The following is a 15,866-nucleotide window of genomic DNA, read 5'->3' on the forward strand; positions in this document are numbered from 1 at the left end:
ATACGCCGATGCAGCTGCACCGCTTCCATGGAGGCCTGAAACTGGCCGACGAGACCGACGCCAGTACCGCCGAGCCGGTGCTGGTGATGGGCGTGCCCGCGAAACTGACCGTTCCGCTCGGCCAGCATATCGGCGAGGCGACCGAGGCCTGTGTCCAGGTCGGCGATCACGTGACCAAAGGCCAGCGTATCGGCCAGTCCAAGGGCTACATCGCCGCGCACGTGCACGCCCCCACCTCGGGCGAAGTGGTGGACATCGACCTCCACCCCGTACCCCACCCCTCGGGCCTCAATGCCCCCTGCGTGGTGATCGAGCCCGACGGGCACGACGAGTGGGGCGATGCCCGCATGGAGCCCTGGCTGGACTGGGATACCCGCGATCTGCGCGCCCTGCGCCAGCGCCTGCGTGCCGGGGGGATCGTCGGGCTGGGTGGCGCGGCCTTCCCCACGGCAGTCAAGCTGAACCCGCGCACCGGCCAGCGCATCCACACACTGATCGTCAACGGGGCAGAATGCGAGCCCTACATCAGCGCCGATGACATGCTGCTGCGCACCGCCCCCGAGGCGGTATTCGAAGGCATCCGCATCACCGCCCGCCTGCTGGGGGTGGAGCGGGTCCTGTTCGCGGTCGAGGACAACATGCCCGAGGCCATGCGCTCCCTGACCGAGACCCTGCCACCCGAGCTGCGCGACCTGATCGAGCTGGTGTCGGTCCCCTCGCTCTATCCCACCGGAGGCGAGCGCCAGCTGATCAAGGTGCTGACCGGCCTGGAGGTGCCTAGCGGCGGACTGCCCGCGGACATCGGGATGGTCTGCCACAACCCGGGCACCTTCAAGGCGATCTGCGACACGGTCATCCAGGGCCGCCCGCTGCTGTCGCGCATCGTCACGGTCACCGGCCCCGGCGTAAAACACCCGCGCAACGTGGAGGCCCTGCTCGGCACCCCGTTCGCCGACGTGATCGAGGCGGCCGGGGGCTATGCCGAAGGCGTGGACCGGCTGGTGATGGGCGGACCGATGATGGGCTTCGCCGTCCACGACGACTCCATCCCGGTGATCAAGGCCACCAACTGCCTGCTCGCCACGCGGCCCCAGGACACGCCCTCGCCCGGCCCGCTCATGCCCTGCATCCGCTGCGCCGAGTGCGCAGCCGTGTGTCCGGCCCAGTTGCTGCCACAGCAGCTCTACTGGCAGGCGAAGGCAAAAGACTTCGACGCGATCCAGGACTACGGGCTGTTCGACTGCATCGAATGCGGCTGCTGCGCCTATGTCTGCCCCAGCAACATCCCGCTGGTGCAGTACTACCGCTATGCCAAGAACGAGATCTGGGCGCGGGAAAAGGAGCGCCACAAGTCGGATATCGCGCGCGAGCGCTACGAGTTCCGCCAGGAACGCATCGAGCGCGAGGAGCGCGAGAAGGCCGAACGCCTGGCGAAAAAGAAGGCCGCGGTGAAGAACAAGGAAAACGACGGCGACAAGCAGGCCGCGATCCAGGCGGCACTGGAACGCGCGCAGAAGAAAAAGGCCGCTCGCGCGGACGAATCCGCGAAGGGTCCGGACGAGGCGTCCGATTCGGACCAATCCGGCGAGGAAACCTCCTCGACCAGCGACAGCCGCGACGGAGACGATCGCTAATGCGCTTTCGCACGGAATCGTCCCCGCATGTAATCCCCGCTCACTCGGTGGGCGGCGTGATGCAGCAGGTCCTGATGGCGCTGGTGCCCGGCACCCTGGCGATGACCTGGTTCTTCGGCTGGGGGGTGCTGGTCAACGTGCTGCTGGGCGTACTGTTCGCGGTGGCCTTCGAAGCGGCGATGGTTGCCGCCCGCAAGCGGCCGGTCATGGCCACGCTGGCGGACAACTCCGCGATCGTTACCGGCTGGCTGTTCGCGCTGGCGATCCCGCCACTGGCCCCGTTCTGGGTCACGCTGATCGGTATCGCTTTCGCGATCATCGTCGCCAAGCACCTCTACGGCGGGCTGGGCTACAACCCGTTCAATCCCGCCATGGTCGGCTATGTCGTGGTGCTGGTCTCGTTCCCGCGCGAGATGGCGCTCTGGCCAGCCGCCACCACGCTGCCGGAATCCCCGCTCACCCTGCTGCAGAGCCTGCAGACGGTCCTGACCGGCAGCCTGCCCGGCACCCAGGAGTGGGACGCGGTCACGCGCGCCACACCACTCGACGCCATGCGCGAGGGACTGGTTTCCGGGCGCACCGTGGGCGAGATCACCGCCAGCCCGCTGTTTGGCACCTTCACGGAGACCGGCTGGGAGTGGGTGGGCAACTTCTTCCTGCTCGGCGGTCTGTATCTGCTGTTCCGTCGCGTCATCCACTGGCACATCCCGGTCGCGGTGATCCTGGGGGTGGCCATCCCGGCCGGCTTCTTCTGGTTGCTGGACCCGGACTCGTTCGCCTCCCCGGCCTTCCACGTGTTCTCCGGGGCGGTGATCATCGGGGCCTTCTTCATCGCCACCGATCCGGTCTCCGCGTCCACCACTCCACTTGGCCGTATCCTCTACGGGGCTGGGATCGGCGTGCTGATCTTCGTAATCCGTACCTGGGGCGGCTATCCGGACGCGGTGGCCTTCGCCGTACTGTTGATGAACATGGTCGCCCCCACGCTCGACCATCTGACGCGACCGCGTATCTTCGGCCGCACCCGCGGCGGACCACCGCCTGGGGACGGTCATGCTTGACCTGAAACCCCGCGACATCCTGATCGCCACTGTCCTGCTGGCCGGCTTCGCTGCCGCGGGCGCGGGGCTGGTTGCGCTGGTACAGGAAGGCACGGAGGCGCGCATCGCGGACAACCGCATGGAGGTCAACCGCAGCCGCATCGCGGAGCTGACCGGCGACCTCGATTATGCAAACGACCCGGTGCACGACACGATGGCGCTAAGCAGCGATCGACTGGGGGGAACCGACCTGCCCGCCTGGTTTGCTCGCGACGCCGACGACAATGTCATGGGTATCGTGTTTTCGGCCGTGGCACGCGACGGCTACAGCGGTGACATCCATCTGCTGATCGGCGTGAACCGCGACGGCGAGCTACTGGGCGTGCGCATCTCCAGCCACCGCGAGACGCCGGGTCTGGGCGATGCGATCGAGGCGGAGCGCTCCGACTGGATTCACGGCTTCGAGGGCCGCTCCCTGGGCGACCCCGAGCCCGGCGACTGGGCGGTGCGGCGTGATGGCGGCGTCTTCGACCAGTTCACCGGCGCCACCATTACCCCGCGTGCGGTGGTTCGCGCCGTGCGCCGCACACTGGAATACTTCGACGACTACCGCGACGATCTGCTCGCGAGCGCGCCGGGGGAAGATGAAGGCGCCATGGTCGAACCGATCGGGAAAGACTCATCTATGGATACGGAACAGGAAGCCCGATGAATCCGACCCTGACCGATATCATTCGCGACGGCCTGTGGAACAACAACCCGGGCCTGGTCCAGTTGCTCGGCCTGTGCCCGCTCCTGGCGATCTCCGGGACGATGGTCAACGCCATCGGCCTGGGCATCGCGACCACGCTGACACTGCTACTGTCGAACGTGCTGGTCTCGATGATCCGCCGCCACGCGCGCCCGGAGATCCGCATCCCGGTCTACGTGCTGATCATCGCCTCCATCGTGACCGCGATCGAACTGGCGATGAATGCCTGGTTCCACGGCCTGTTCCTGATCCTCGGCATCTTCATCCCGCTGATCGTGACCAACTGCGCGATCATCGGCCGCGCCGAGGCCTTCGCCTCGCGCAACTCCGTCCCGCGCGCCGCGCTGGACGGGCTGATGATGGGCCTGGGCTTTACCGGTGTACTGATCGCGCTGGGCGCGCTGCGCGAGATCCTCGGCCAGGGTACGCTGATGGACAACGCCCACCTGCTGTTCGGCGAGTGGGGCCATAACCTGACCATCCAGATCTACCCGTCCGAGCACGGCTTCCTGCTTGCCCTGCTACCGCCGGGCGCGTTCATGGCCATGGGCCTGCTGATCGCCGCCAAGAACTGGATCGACCAGCACACGGCGACCGAGCCGGAGCCCACCGCGGAGGAATCCCGCGCCGAGGCCTCCGAAACCTCCTGATCCCAGGTATTACACAGAACCCATAACGAAAAACGCCCCACCGGGGCGCTCCGGCGGGGCGTAACGGGAAGCACTGATCAGTGCTTCCCCAAGACCGTATGGGCAATCAGGCGGTCGTATCGACGTTATTGCCCACGTGGTCGGGCAGGCCCTGGGAGGTCGCCTGCATCTCGCTGATGTTCGGCATGGCCTGCAACAGGCCCTGTGCCGCCATCTCTTCCGATTCCATCGCCTTTTTCTGCACCGCCACATCCTTTTGTACGGCGATATTCTGCTGACTCATCTGCGTGGCCTGGCTGGCAATCGCACTGGCATCCATCGTTCGCTCCTGATTCGAATGTATAGCCGGCCCGCCGGGCGTCTCAAACGCGGATTCGGGCCCGGCTCATATCCGGTGACGGCCGCGCATGCTCAGACTTTAGGGCTCGCATCAAGATTTTTTTGACGGGCGGCGAAGCGCCGCATGACCCCGCGCGCCTCACGGTCCTCCGCCTCGATCACGAAGCCGGCGCGTTCCACCGCAGTCTCGGTGTCTCGGTTCGGGTGGCAGCCCCCGGTCACACAGGTCCAGGCCGGCTGCACCTGATCCTGCACCCAGGCCAGGCTCGGGCGTCTGTGCCGCACGTGCTCGAGCATGCGCAACTGCCCCCCGGCGCGCAGCACGCGGCGGATCTCCCCCAGGCCTCGGTCCGGATCCTGCACCGAGCAAAACACCAGTCCCGACACCACGGTGTCGAACTGCGTATCCGCGAATGGCAGGGCCTCGGCCCGCGCGACCACAAACAGCGCCCCCGGGGCGCGCTTACGTGCCCGGCTCAGGGCTTCACGATCCGGGTCCAGCGCGACGACCTGCGCCGCGTCCGGATAAAGCGGGAGGTTGCGTCCAGTACCGCAGCCGATCTCAAGCACACATCCGCGTGCACCTTCGACGAGACGACGGCGCCAGCCACGAAATCCAAGCCCGTCCGCCAGCCCCATCAGGGCGTCATAAAGCCAGGGAATCTGTTCCACTCCGCGCATAAGAACCATTGTACGCGGCACAAAATGTGAACGCGTTGGCGCGATACTCCGAGCGGAATGGAACCTGCGCGCCATACCTGTGTCCACGGGGGCAAGAGCGGAAAAAATCGGCTCTGGCAACGGCAGCTGTAGTTCCGCCGTTCAGACTCTTAGACTCCATCACACGGTTGTCTGAACGTTCGGCCCGGACTCCCACCGGGCCTTTTTTTTGCCCACCATCCGCTGCCCTGAGGGCCTCGGCCACCTGGCTAGCCATGCAAAACCGCCAGCGAACTCAGTCGCGGCTGCCGTGGATCAGGTTCAGGAACTCGCGGCGGGTGCGCGCATCCTGGCGAAAGGCACCCAGCATCACCGAGGTGGCCATCGAAGAGTGCTGCTTCTCCACCCCACGCATGGTCATGCACATGTGCTTGGCATCCACGACCACGCCCACCCCCTTGGCCTGGGTGACATCCCTCAGCGCCTCGGCGATCTGCCGGGTCAGGTTCTCCTGGATCTGCAGGCGGGCGGCGAACATGTCGACAATGCGCGCGATCTTGGAGAGGCCAATCACCTTGCCATTCGGCAGGTAGGCGACATGAACCTTGCCAATGATCGGCAGCAGATGGTGCTCGCACAGCGAGTACAGCTCGATATCGCGCAGCAACACCATCTCGTCGTTGTCGGAGCTGAACAATGCCCCGTTGACGATGGTGTCGAGATCCTGGTGATAGCCACGGGTCAGGTACTGCATCGCCTTGGCCGCCCGCATCGGCGTATCCAGCAGACCTTCACGGTTGGGATCTTCATTCAGGCCGGCGAGAATCTCGCGATAATGGCGGGCCAGGGCCTCGGGGGCCGGCAACGGCCGCCCATCGGCTGCGCTGGTCACGGGCTCGTCCGCGGTACGGGCATCTGCTTGCATCGATAGGTCCTTGTTCCGTGCCATGTTGGGCATTCCTTGGGGCATCAGCGCGCCATGGGAAGCACTGATTGATGTACGCGCTCGCGCTCGAGTCGCTTTTGCGTGCGAACAAGGCGCGGTGACCGCCGTGCAGTCATTCTGCACAAGGGAGGCGCAACGCCGTTCCCACGCAAAAGCGGCCGAGCCCCTTGGGGTTGGTACCCCAGGTCCCCCGATCCTGCGTTGCGGTCCTTGCCGGTAGAACCACTACCGGCTGCACACCGCGCCTTGTCTCGGAAAACCTGGGGTACCAACGCGAGCGTGTACATCAATCAGTGCTTCCCATGATAACGGCCAGCCCGGAAGCCAGCGACACAATCGCACCCGCGGTCAGCACCAGACGCAGGCTCATATAGCCGCGCGGCAGTGGCCGTTCCCGCAGGCTGAAGCGATCCACCCAGAGCACGCCCAGGAACAGTGCCGCGAGCGTCATCAGCGCCTCGGGCAGGGGCTGCAACAGTGCTAGCCACGCCAGGATCGCCGGGACAACCGCCCAGACCGGGGCCGCCAGCGGGCCTACGCGATGGCTGCGATCGGCCAGATACAGCCCCCAGTGGATCGCGCCGAGAAACGACAGTATCACCGCACCATAGAACGCCAGGGCCTCGAGTGCGAAAGCCTGCCATTCGGGCTGGGCCATCCAGGCACCCACCCCCAGTACGAGGAAGGGGACCAGGCCGGCATATCCGAGCACCTGCAGGATCGGGGCCGAGCCATCCGGGACCGGACGCGACAGGGAGGACGACTCGACATCGCCACGCGATCCCCGGTGGGCGCCAGCCGCCACGGCGCGCGCACCGAGATACTCGCGCAACTCCGGGAGACCACCGATGGCCCGATCCCGGGCGACAAAGAACGGCAACACATCGGCCCCGGTCGCCTCCCTCAGCGCATGAAACTGCGCACGGTTGTGCGCGGATGCCATCCCCCATTCCAGGCACACCCACCGCCCCGGGACCATCGCATCGAGCAAGGCTCGGGCATCGCGCATGTCGGACAGCCCGGAGGTAACCGCCACGATCTCGTGTTCCACGAGCGCATCGCGCACGTCCTGGGGCCAGTCTTCCATGTTGGTCACGTTGTCGTTCACAGCGCGGCCTCAATGGCCGCACGCAGGCGCCGATCATCTGGCGGGACCCGCGTACCAAAAGAGCCACGCACCTCGCCGTCGCGACCAATCAGGTACTTGTGAAAGTTCCAGGACGGGAACTCGCCGGTTGCCGTGCCAAGGTGGTGATAAAGCGTCCCGGAGGCCGCATGGCGTCGGGATGCGTGCACCTTCTCGTACATCGGGAACTGGATGCCGTAATTGGAGCGGCAGAACTCGGCGATGTCGGTCTCGTCTTCGTATTCCTGCCCCGCAAAATCACCCGAGGGGAAGCCCAGCACATGGAATCCCCGGTCCTGAAACTCCGCGTTCAATGCCTCCAGTCCTTCGTACTGGGGAGTAAAGCCACATTGACTGGCCGTATTGACTACCAGCAGTACCTGCCCGGCATGCCGGTCGCACAGGCGCACAGGCTCGGAAGCCGCCAGCGGACGCATTTCAAAATCGAGACTCGCGGGGCACGACGCACCAGCCTCCCCCGCCGCCACGTCAAACACCAGACCTGCCCAAGCCAGCAACACCACACCCAGGAACCGATTACCTGACCGCATCGCACACCCTCCATGCCCGGACTCGTTGGAACCCACCTTACGCCGTGTCCTGGTCGGTCACCATTTACAGACATTGTACAGGTACTGTATAAGATGTACATCACCCTGTGACCGAGCCGGAGTCGCCGCCATGAGTACCTCTCGTATCGCCGTAATCGGCGGCGGTATTGCCGGGCTGGCAAGCAGCTGGATCCTGCAGTCGCGGCACCAGGTACGCCTGTTCGAGGCGGCGCCCGAGCTGGGAGGGCATGCCCACACCATCGAGGTAACGGACCCGGAGGGCCCGACTCACCTCGACACCGGATTCGTGGTGTACAACGAGCGCAACTATCGGCTGCTGACCCGGCTCTTCCGCGAACTGGACGTGCCAACCCAGCCCACCGACATGTCGTTCTCCTGTTCCCGCCAGCCCCATGGGGTGGAATACGCCGGGAGCGATCTGAACACCCTGTTCGCGCAGCGACGCAACCTGCTCAGCCCGCGCTTTCTGCGCATGAGCGCCGACATCCTTCGTTTCAACCACTTGGGCCACCGGCTGTTTGAGCGCGGCGAGATCCCACAGGACACGCTGGGGTCCTTTCTCTCGCGGCACCGTTTTGGCCGCGGTTTCACCGAGGATTATCTGCTGCCAATGGCCGCCGCGATCTGGTCATCGCCCACGGATTCCATCCGCGAATTTCCAACGGCGAGCTTCCTGCGGTTTTTCCGCAACCATGGCCTGCTCGACCTGCGCGACCGCCCGCAGTGGCGCACGGTACGCGGTGGCAGCCGGGAGTACGTGCAACGCCTGGCGGCAAGGCTTGAACCGGGCAGCGTGATCCACCAGGCGGTGCGCGCCGTGATCCCCGAAGAAGGCCAGTGGCGCGTACTGACCGCCGACTGTTCCGAGGGCTTCGACCAGATCGTGTTCGCCTGTCATGCCAACGAAGCCCGCCGACTTCTGGGGCGGGCCATGCCCACCCTCGACCATCTGCTGGCCGACTTCCGGTTTCAGGAGAACCGTGCTGTCGCCCACACCGACCCGGCCCTGATGCCACGGTCACGCCGCGTCTGGTCCTCCTGGAACTACCTGAGCGGATGCACCACAGAGCCTGGTGCACGGGTCTCGGTCTCCTACTGGATGAACCGCCTGCATGGCCTGAAGCGACACCGCAACTACGTCACCAGCCTGAACCCCTGGCGCGAACCGCAGCCGGCCACCGTGCTTGGCGAACATCTCTGGGAGCACCCGGTCATGGATGGGCCCGCCGAAAAGGCGCGGCAGCGACTGATGGGCCTCCAGGGCCAGGACGGGCTGTATTTCGCCGGGGCCTGGACGGGCGACGGCTTTCACGAGGACGGCCTGCGCTCCGCCGTCTCCATCGGCGAGGCGATGGGCATCGTTCCCCCATGGCATTCCGTGCCGAGCACCCCGCCAACTGCTGCACCCGAACCCGTGTCTGAAGAACCAGAACCGGTTAACGGTGGCGGCGCGACACCCGCTGCGGCGCCGGCTGCCCGATCGGAGGATGCCTGAGGCACCACCATGGACGCGGCTCTGGCCTACACGTCGGTCATGCACCAACGCATCGCGGCGCCGGCGTACCGCTTTCGCTATCCGGTGATCGCCGCGCTCTTCGACATCGACCACCTTGAGACCACTGCGGCGCACTGCCGCACCTTCTCCCTGAACCGGTTCAATCTGTTCAGCCTGCATACCCGCGACCATGGCCCGCGCGACGGACGGCCCTGGCGGCCCTGGGTCGAGTCCCGACTGGCCGAATGCGGCATCGATCTCGCTGGGGGACCGATTCACCTGCTCGCCATGCCGCGCGTACTTGGACACGCCTTCAATCCGCTCAGTGTCTGGTTTGCCTATCACGCGGATGGCCGGCTGCGTGGCGTACTGCTGGAAGTCCGCAACACGTTCGGCGAGCACCACCACTACCTGCTGCACGATCGTGGTCGTGCACTGCCCGTTCCGGTGCGCCAGGAAAAGGACAAGGCCCTTCACGTGTCGCCGTTTATCGACATGAACGCACGCTATCGCTTCACGGTCGTGCCCGCACCAATGGAAGAAGGAGCGACCCTTCACATCGCGGTTCACGAGTCCCGGGAAGGTGCGCCGCTAATGGTGGCCACCCAGCACGGGCGCCTGCATGCCTTTACCGACCGCAGCCTGCTGGCCGCACTGCTGCGCCAGCCCTGGATGACCCTCAAGATCCTGCCACTGATCCACTGGCAGGCACTGAAGATCTGGCTGCGCGGCGGGCGCTACCACCCGCGCCCCGCCCCGCCGCAAAAGGAGATGCACTGATGTCCGTCGAACAAGGAAGCGCGACCACCGGGTTCGCGACCCGCCGGCACTGGGCCCTGCAACTGATCGCCCGGACCCTGCGCGGGCTCGAACAGGGACAATTGACGCTGGTCGGCCCTCGCGGTGAACGGGAGGTCGTACAGGGCATACAACCCGGACGCGAAGTGATCTGGCACCTCAAGCGGCCCTGGCGGACGCTGCTGCGCATCCTGCGCCACGGAGATCTCGGCTTTGCCGAGGGCTATATCGCGGGGGACTGGAACACCCCGGACCTGAAAGCCTTGCTGCATCTGGCCACCGACAACGAGGCAGCACTGGCCGATCTCGCGGCCCGGCCCATGGTCCAGCGCCAGTTCGACGCCCTGCGGCACTGGTGGCACCGCAACAGCCGACGCGGCAGCCGAGCCAACATCCGCTTCCACTACGATCTCGGCAATGACTTCTACCGGCTCTGGCTGGATCCGGGCATGAGCTACTCCGCGGCCCTGTTCAGTCGCGGCGACGAAGCACTGGAGAGCGCTCAGCAGCGAAAGTACGAGCGGCTACTGGACCAACTCGACGCCGCCCCAGGGTCCCACATCCTCGAAATCGGGTGCGGCTGGGGTGGCTTTGCCGAGCTGGCCGCGCAACGCGGCCACCGGGTCACGGCCATCACCCTCTCGCAGGAACAGCTCGACTACGCGCGCGAGCGGATCGAGCGCGCCGGCCTGTCCGACCGTGTCGAACTGCGCCTGCAGGACTACCGCGAGCTGCAAGGGCAGTTCGACCACGTGGTCTCCATCGAAATGTTCGAGGCGGTGGGGAAGCAGTGGTGGCCCACCTTCTTCGAAACCGTCCGCAACTGCCTGCGCCCCGGCGGGCGTGCCGCACTACAGGTCATCACCATCGACGAGGGCGCTTTCGACTACTACCGGCAGAACGCCGATTTCATCCAACTGTATGTCTTCCCGGGCGGGATGCTGCCCTCCGTCCCCCGCTTCAACGAGGCTGCCCGGAAGGCGGGCCTCGCGATCGGCGACCAGCGCTTCTTCGGCCTGGACTATGCCGAAACCCTGCGCCACTGGGAACGCGAGGTACGCCAGGCGGAACCGGTCATCGAGGCCCTAGGGCACTCTCCCACATTCCTGCGCATGTGGCGCTACTACCTCGCCTACTGTGAAGTGGGTTTCGAGCACCGTCGAGTCGACCTGATGCAGGTGGTACTCGAGCATGACAGCCACTGAAGACCCGCATCCCACTCAAGCCTCCAATGATCCAAGAATCTCAGGATTTATTCCCACTGATGAGCGGAATCTAGTACCCAATCACCAGTTTATTGGGACGCCATTCACAGGACGATCCTGCAACCGTCGTCTAGAATGCAAATTTCCGGTTTCGTGGAAAACGGGACGCGTTCACAGATGGTCCCGAATGGTCGAGGAGGTCCCCCCATGCAACATCGCATCCAGTTCCGCGAGGCCAGCTGGCCCGCCGACGCCGAAGCCATCTCCGCGGTTCGTCGCGAGGTCTTCATTGAAGAACAAGGCGTCCCCGAATCCATGGAATTCGACGGTCTGGATGCGACTGCCCTGCACTGGCTGGCCATCGGCCCCGGCGGGGAACCGATCGGCACCCTGCGCATGCTGCCCTCCGGTCAGATCGGGCGTATGGCCGTGCGCGAACCCTGGCGCGGCCACGGCATCGGCTCGCGCCTGCTCGACTACGCCGTCGAGGCCGCCATCCGCCACGGCTGGCGCGAGGTCTGGCTGAACGCCCAGAACACCCGTCTGGGCTTCTACGCCCAGCACGACTTCTTCATCATCTCCGACACCTTCGAGGACGCCGGCATCCCCCACCGTCGCATGCTCCGCCGCATCCGCCAGCCCCTCGCGCAGGCCGGTTGAGGAAACATTGATTTAGTCGCGCGCACACTCCTTACGCAAGCACATCCATGAATTAGCACCGCCGGCGGCCTACAATGGTCCTGGAGGTGCCCTCATGCGACTTAGCGAACATCAGCGCCATACGATCGAGACCATCGCCCACGAGCTTTTTGGCGACTGTACCGTTTATCTGTTCGGCTCACGCGTAGATGATTCAGCGCGCGGTGGTGACATCGACCTGCTCGTTGAGACGCCGCATCGCGTGTCAAACCGGGCTGCGATGGCCGCTCGCTTCTCGGCGCGCTTGCAGATGGCTCTGGCCGATCAGCGCATCGACGTCCTGATTCTCGACCCCGATACCCGGCACCAGCCCATTCATGACAAGGCGCGCGAACAGGGAGTCGCACTGTGGCATTGAACCCCGGCAAGGACCGCCTCCAGTTCCTGCTTGAAGCCACGCGAAAAGAAGCACGCCATCTGAGACAGACCGTTGATCGGCTTTCAGAGGAGCCGATATCGGCCCAGTGGGTTAGCCAACTCGAACACGAACCCGAACTGTCCGAAAGGCTCGATGCATTCGTCGCTCGCTTCGGCCGCCTTCAGGACACACTCGCGGACAAACTGATCCCCGAATTACTCGGAATCTCCTGGAAGACGTCGGCGCCACCCTCGATAACCTCGCCCGGATGGAACGGCTCGGCTACCTTCCTTCGGTAACCGACTGGGTTGAAGCACGGAATCTGCGTGATCGCCTGATCCATGAATACATGCGGGACCCCGAAGAGTTTGCGCAGGCGCTTCGTAGAGCGATGGACCTCACTCCAATGCTAGGGAAACACTGGTCAATGTACACACTCGCGTTGGCACCCCAGGTTTCCCGAGACAAGGCGCGGTGTGCAGCCGGTAGTGGTTCTACCGGCAAGGACCGCAACGCAGGATCGGGGAACCTGGGGTACCAACCCCACAAACCATTCAATGCAGGGGCTCGGCCGCCCGTTGTTATCAAAAACGGGCGCGCGCACGGCGTTGCGGCTCCCTTGTGCAGAATGACTGCACGGCGGTCACCGCGCCTTGTTCGCACGCAAAAGCGACTCGAGCGCGAGCGTGTACATTGATCAGTGTTTCCCTATAGCAGACCCGAGAGAAACTGGACAAAGCCGCGAAGCGTTTCACCAACGGCTGATCCCTGAGTGTGCTCGATGGCTGCCCCCTCAAAGCAGGTGCGCAATACGCGCTAGTTGCCTATGCTGAGTAGAGACCCTGCCCGGAGGCGACTGCATGGCCGACCCGACCACCGACCCCGTGATAGAAGATGCGGCCGCCCTGCTCGGGGAACTGCTCGAGGAGACGCGCAGGCGTTTCTGGCTGCATGCGCGGGTGGAACTGCTGGCGGAATTTCGCGGGCTGGAGCTGGGGTCGCAACTGGCGAACATCGCCCGGCGCCACCGCCATACCGATATCCGTATTCTGGTGGATGACGACCTGGCGCTGCGGGAGCGCATCCCGGGTCTGGTGGAAAGCATCAAGCGCCTGCCCACCGCCGTGACCGTGCGACGGCTCGATGCCGCCGAGGAAAGCCCCCTAACGCTGACTGCAATCGCCGATCACAGTGGATGGATGCAGCTTACACAGGCCGGCGGGCAACGGGTTCTGCGCGGGGATGTCGAAGATCGGGGGGGAACCCAGCGGGCCGCCCTCGATTTCGAGGCAAACTGGAGTCTAAGCGATGAAGCGATCGAACTACGCCGCCTCATGGTCTAGGCGCCACGCCCTGCGCATCCTTGCGGGGTCCCTCCTGTTTGGCGGGACCACGGCGGTCGGCATCGCCCGCGATCCGCAAACGGAGGTCGCCGTTCTCCCTCTCCAGAATCGCCCGGCCGCCGAGATCCTCCCCGAGCTACAGGGCCTTTTTGGCGATGCGGCCACGCTACGGGCCGACGGCTTCCGCCTCCTGGTGCGCGCCGACGCCCAGACCCTCGAACAGATCCGCGACGTCATAACCGAGCTCGACCACGCCTCCCAAGACCTGATCCTCTCGGTACGCCGCAGCAGCGAGCGCCCCCGCCGGGAGACCGGGACGGGTATCGACATCGAATCCGGCCCGGATGGAACCCGCGCCCGGGGTACTGCGCGGCGCTGGACCACCACCCGCCACGACGACCAGACCCAACAGGTCCGCCTGCGCGAAGGCACCGAGGCCGTCATCCTGGTCGGCGAGACCGAGGCCCACGGCTTCCGCGTATTCGCCGGACGCGCCGGCTTCGGCATGGAACCGCTCTTTCGCGACACCGCCCGCGGGTTCCGCGTACAGCCCCATGCCCAGCCCGACGGCCGCATACGCGTGGACATCTCCCAGCTCCACGAACAACCACCCGCCGCCACCATGGGCCGCGTGGAACGTCAGTCCGTCGAATCGTCTATCACCATCGAGCCCGGCGCGTGGAACGATCTCGCCGCAGTGGGCCGCACTATCGACCTCGACGAACGCGGCATTGCCTCCCGTCGCACCACCCGCGAACGCAACGCCCTGCACCTCGAAATTCGCGTCGACCACGTCGAGTAAACCCAACGACCACTGACTACCCATCCGAGGCGGCTTTACCAATCTGGTTCGCCACCTTGACGCACTATCCACGCAACGAAGCCGTCCAGCACGCCTGCGCCAACGGCGGGTACACCCTCAAACATATCGGCCACCAGTTCGGCCGGCACCCCTCCCGCATCAGCCGCTCGTAGCGGAAAGGCAAAAACAAGGTCTGCCCCCTTTGCACAAGACCCAAGAACGGCGGGCACAAAAAAGCCCCAAACGGGGCCGGATTTCGTGCATAAAAAACGGGGCCCCTGGGGGCCCCGTAAAACAAGCTAGTGCTTGTTGTTATACCGCTTTTAAGCAGTGCTCGGGCTTAGAAGGACACCCGCATGCCGGCACCCACACCCGTGAAGGAAGTGGAGCTGCCCATCCCGCCGGAGAAGTTATCAGAATCAACGCTGCGGCTGACCGCCGGGGTGTCATTGTCGTAATCGGAATACGACACGCCCGCGAAAGCCATCACACGGTTGCTGAAGTTGTGCTTAACAGCGATGGCGGCGTAGTCCACATTGCCGCTGTCACCATCGTTCTTGTTGCGGGTGTGCCCCAGGTTCAGCACGAAGTCGTTACGACCCATGGTGTAAGTACCGGACAGGAAGTAGGTATTGCCGTCCGCATAGTTGTTTCCGTCGACATCATCAGCCTTGAAGTCACTCACTTCGCCGACCAGGCGGAACGGACCGGCACGCCAGTCGACCCCGATCTTGGTGGCCCGGAAATCGCCACCTTCCAACTCGTTGCCTTGACCACCATAGTCATTCGCGTGGTTATGAGCGATGTAAAGTTCGACCGGATCCAAATCAAAGTTCAGGCGACCAGCAAAGGCGCTGTCGCTGTCGTCGGCGTTATCGACAAATGCAGCAACGTTCAGGCTGACAATGCCGAAGCTGTTGCTGTAGGAAAGACCTTGGTCCAGGTAGGAACCTTCACCCAAGCCACCGAAGGTCTGCGGGTTCAGACGACCACCGTTGGTACGAGCCTGCATAAAGGTCCCGTTCAGCGGGTCCTTGCCGGCGGTCACGTACGGGGAGGCCATGCGACCAGCCTGAATGCGACCGAAGTTGCCTTCGAGGCCAACGAATTGGTCACGGGCGCCACGGTTCAGGCCCTGTCGGGTATCGACATCCTGCTCGACCTTCAGGAAGGCCTTCAGGCCGTTACCCAGGTCATGGTTGGCCATGATGCCAATGCGGTTCGGGTTGCCGCCGTACAGGCGACCGTCCGTCGATCCGCCGGCGAAACCGCCGTCGTGCATACGGAAGCCGCTGTCGAGATCACCACCACTGTGGTGGACGATCTGCGTCTGCAGCTGACCGAACAGGGTCACGTTGGAGTCCGCGGCGGCGAAGGCCGGGACCGCGAAGGCGCCGGCAACGGCGACTGCGAGAATCTGTTTTTTCATGTTGCGTATCTCCCAGGAG

At 64.8% G+C, this 15,866-nt stretch carries 17 protein-coding genes; 11 read left to right on the top strand and 6 right to left on the bottom strand.

The genetic code is table 11. The features are described 5' to 3' along the window. Positions 1-8: 8 nt before the first annotated feature. The 4 genes from rsxC to F623_RS0112195 are packed head-to-tail and all read left to right on the top strand — an operon-like array spanning position 9 to position 4,075. Positions 9-1,634: an electron transport complex subunit RsxC gene (gene rsxC / locus F623_RS0112180; protein ID WP_018862784.1), complete on the top strand. Its 1,626-nt coding sequence runs from the start codon at positions 9-11 to the stop codon at positions 1,632-1,634. Next, positions 1,634-2,695: an electron transport complex subunit RsxD gene (gene rsxD / locus F623_RS0112185; protein WP_018862785.1), complete on the top strand. Its 1,062-nt coding sequence runs from the start codon at positions 1,634-1,636 to the stop codon at positions 2,693-2,695. The genes rsxC and rsxD overlap by 1 nt, the downstream gene beginning before the upstream one ends. Beyond that, positions 2,688-3,386 carry an electron transport complex subunit RsxG gene (gene rsxG / locus F623_RS0112190; RefSeq protein WP_018862786.1) on the top strand — a complete coding sequence of 233 codons (699 nt, stop codon included), beginning with the start codon at positions 2,688-2,690 and terminating at the stop codon, positions 3,384-3,386. The genes rsxD and rsxG overlap by 8 nt, the downstream gene beginning before the upstream one ends. Further along, a complete protein-coding gene (locus tag F623_RS0112195) occupies positions 3,383-4,075 on the top strand; it encodes an electron transport complex subunit E (protein ID WP_018862787.1) in 693 nt (230 codons plus the stop codon). The genes rsxG and F623_RS0112195 overlap by 4 nt, the downstream gene beginning before the upstream one ends. Before the next feature lie 106 nt (positions 4,076-4,181). Here the strand turns inward: F623_RS0112195 and F623_RS0112200 are convergent, their stop codons facing one another. The 5 genes from F623_RS0112200 to F623_RS0112220 form a co-directional block, all read right to left on the bottom strand. Next, the gene (locus F623_RS0112200; protein ID WP_018862788.1) at positions 4,182-4,394 is read right to left on the bottom strand and encodes a YjfB family protein; all 213 of its coding nucleotides are present in this window, start codon (positions 4,392-4,394) and stop codon (positions 4,182-4,184) included. Between the two features lie 92 nt (positions 4,395-4,486). After that, on the bottom strand, positions 4,487-5,095 hold the full coding sequence (locus F623_RS0112205) for a class I SAM-dependent methyltransferase (RefSeq protein ID WP_018862789.1): 609 nt from the start codon (positions 5,093-5,095) through the stop codon (positions 4,487-4,489). 274 nt (positions 5,096-5,369) lie between these two features. Then, positions 5,370-6,023, bottom strand: a complete 654-nt coding sequence (folE, locus tag F623_RS0112210) for a GTP cyclohydrolase I FolE (protein ID WP_018862790.1) — start codon at positions 6,021-6,023, stop codon at positions 5,370-5,372. 283 nt (positions 6,024-6,306) lie between these two features. Beyond that, positions 6,307-7,107: a DUF3429 domain-containing protein gene (locus F623_RS0112215; RefSeq protein WP_196799775.1), complete on the bottom strand. Its 801-nt coding sequence runs from the start codon at positions 7,105-7,107 to the stop codon at positions 6,307-6,309. 17 nt (positions 7,108-7,124) lie between these two features. Next, the gene (locus F623_RS0112220; protein ID WP_018868741.1) at positions 7,125-7,583 is read right to left on the bottom strand and encodes a glutathione peroxidase; all 459 of its coding nucleotides are present in this window, start codon (positions 7,581-7,583) and stop codon (positions 7,125-7,127) included. A gap of 244 nt (positions 7,584-7,827) precedes the next feature. Here F623_RS0112220 and F623_RS0112225 point away from each other — a divergent pair, with 244 nt between their 5' ends. From F623_RS0112225 to F623_RS0112260, 7 genes are all read left to right on the top strand, one after another. Then, positions 7,828-9,213 (top strand): NAD(P)/FAD-dependent oxidoreductase, encoded by a 1,386-nt coding sequence (locus tag F623_RS0112225; RefSeq protein WP_018868742.1) that lies wholly within the window; start codon positions 7,828-7,830, stop codon positions 9,211-9,213. Between the two features lie 9 nt (positions 9,214-9,222). Beyond that, positions 9,223-9,993, top strand: coding sequence for a DUF1365 domain-containing protein (locus F623_RS0112230; protein ID WP_018868743.1), 771 nt, complete (start codon positions 9,223-9,225; stop codon positions 9,991-9,993). After that, positions 9,993-11,216 (top strand): cyclopropane-fatty-acyl-phospholipid synthase family protein, encoded by a 1,224-nt coding sequence (locus tag F623_RS0112235; protein WP_018868744.1) that lies wholly within the window; start codon positions 9,993-9,995, stop codon positions 11,214-11,216. The genes F623_RS0112230 and F623_RS0112235 overlap by 1 nt, the downstream gene beginning before the upstream one ends. Positions 11,217-11,423: 207 nt before the next feature. Next, the gene (locus F623_RS0112240) at positions 11,424-11,876 is read left to right on the top strand and encodes a GNAT family N-acetyltransferase (RefSeq protein WP_018862796.1); all 453 of its coding nucleotides are present in this window, start codon (positions 11,424-11,426) and stop codon (positions 11,874-11,876) included. A gap of 94 nt (positions 11,877-11,970) precedes the next feature. Continuing rightward, complete coding sequence (locus tag F623_RS0112245) at positions 11,971-12,273, top strand: nucleotidyltransferase domain-containing protein (RefSeq protein WP_018862797.1); 303 nt, start codon at positions 11,971-11,973, stop codon at positions 12,271-12,273. Between the two features lie 860 nt (positions 12,274-13,133). Further along, positions 13,134-13,616, top strand: coding sequence for a hypothetical protein (locus F623_RS0112255; RefSeq protein ID WP_018862798.1), 483 nt, complete (start codon positions 13,134-13,136; stop codon positions 13,614-13,616). Between the two features lie 61 nt (positions 13,617-13,677). Beyond that, a complete protein-coding gene (locus F623_RS0112260) occupies positions 13,678-14,418 on the top strand; it encodes a secretin N-terminal domain-containing protein (protein WP_026278792.1) in 741 nt (246 codons plus the stop codon). 340 nt (positions 14,419-14,758) lie between these two features. Here F623_RS0112260 and F623_RS0112265 read toward each other — a convergent pair whose 3' ends face one another. Continuing rightward, positions 14,759-15,847: a porin gene (locus tag F623_RS0112265; protein WP_018862800.1), complete on the bottom strand. Its 1,089-nt coding sequence runs from the start codon at positions 15,845-15,847 to the stop codon at positions 14,759-14,761. Positions 15,848-15,866 lie beyond the last annotated feature (19 nt).

The sequence above is a fragment of the Thioalkalivibrio sp. ALD1 genome, assembly GCF_000381245.1.
In the GTDB taxonomy this organism is placed as follows: Bacteria; Pseudomonadota; Gammaproteobacteria; order Ectothiorhodospirales; family Ectothiorhodospiraceae; genus Thioalkalivibrio.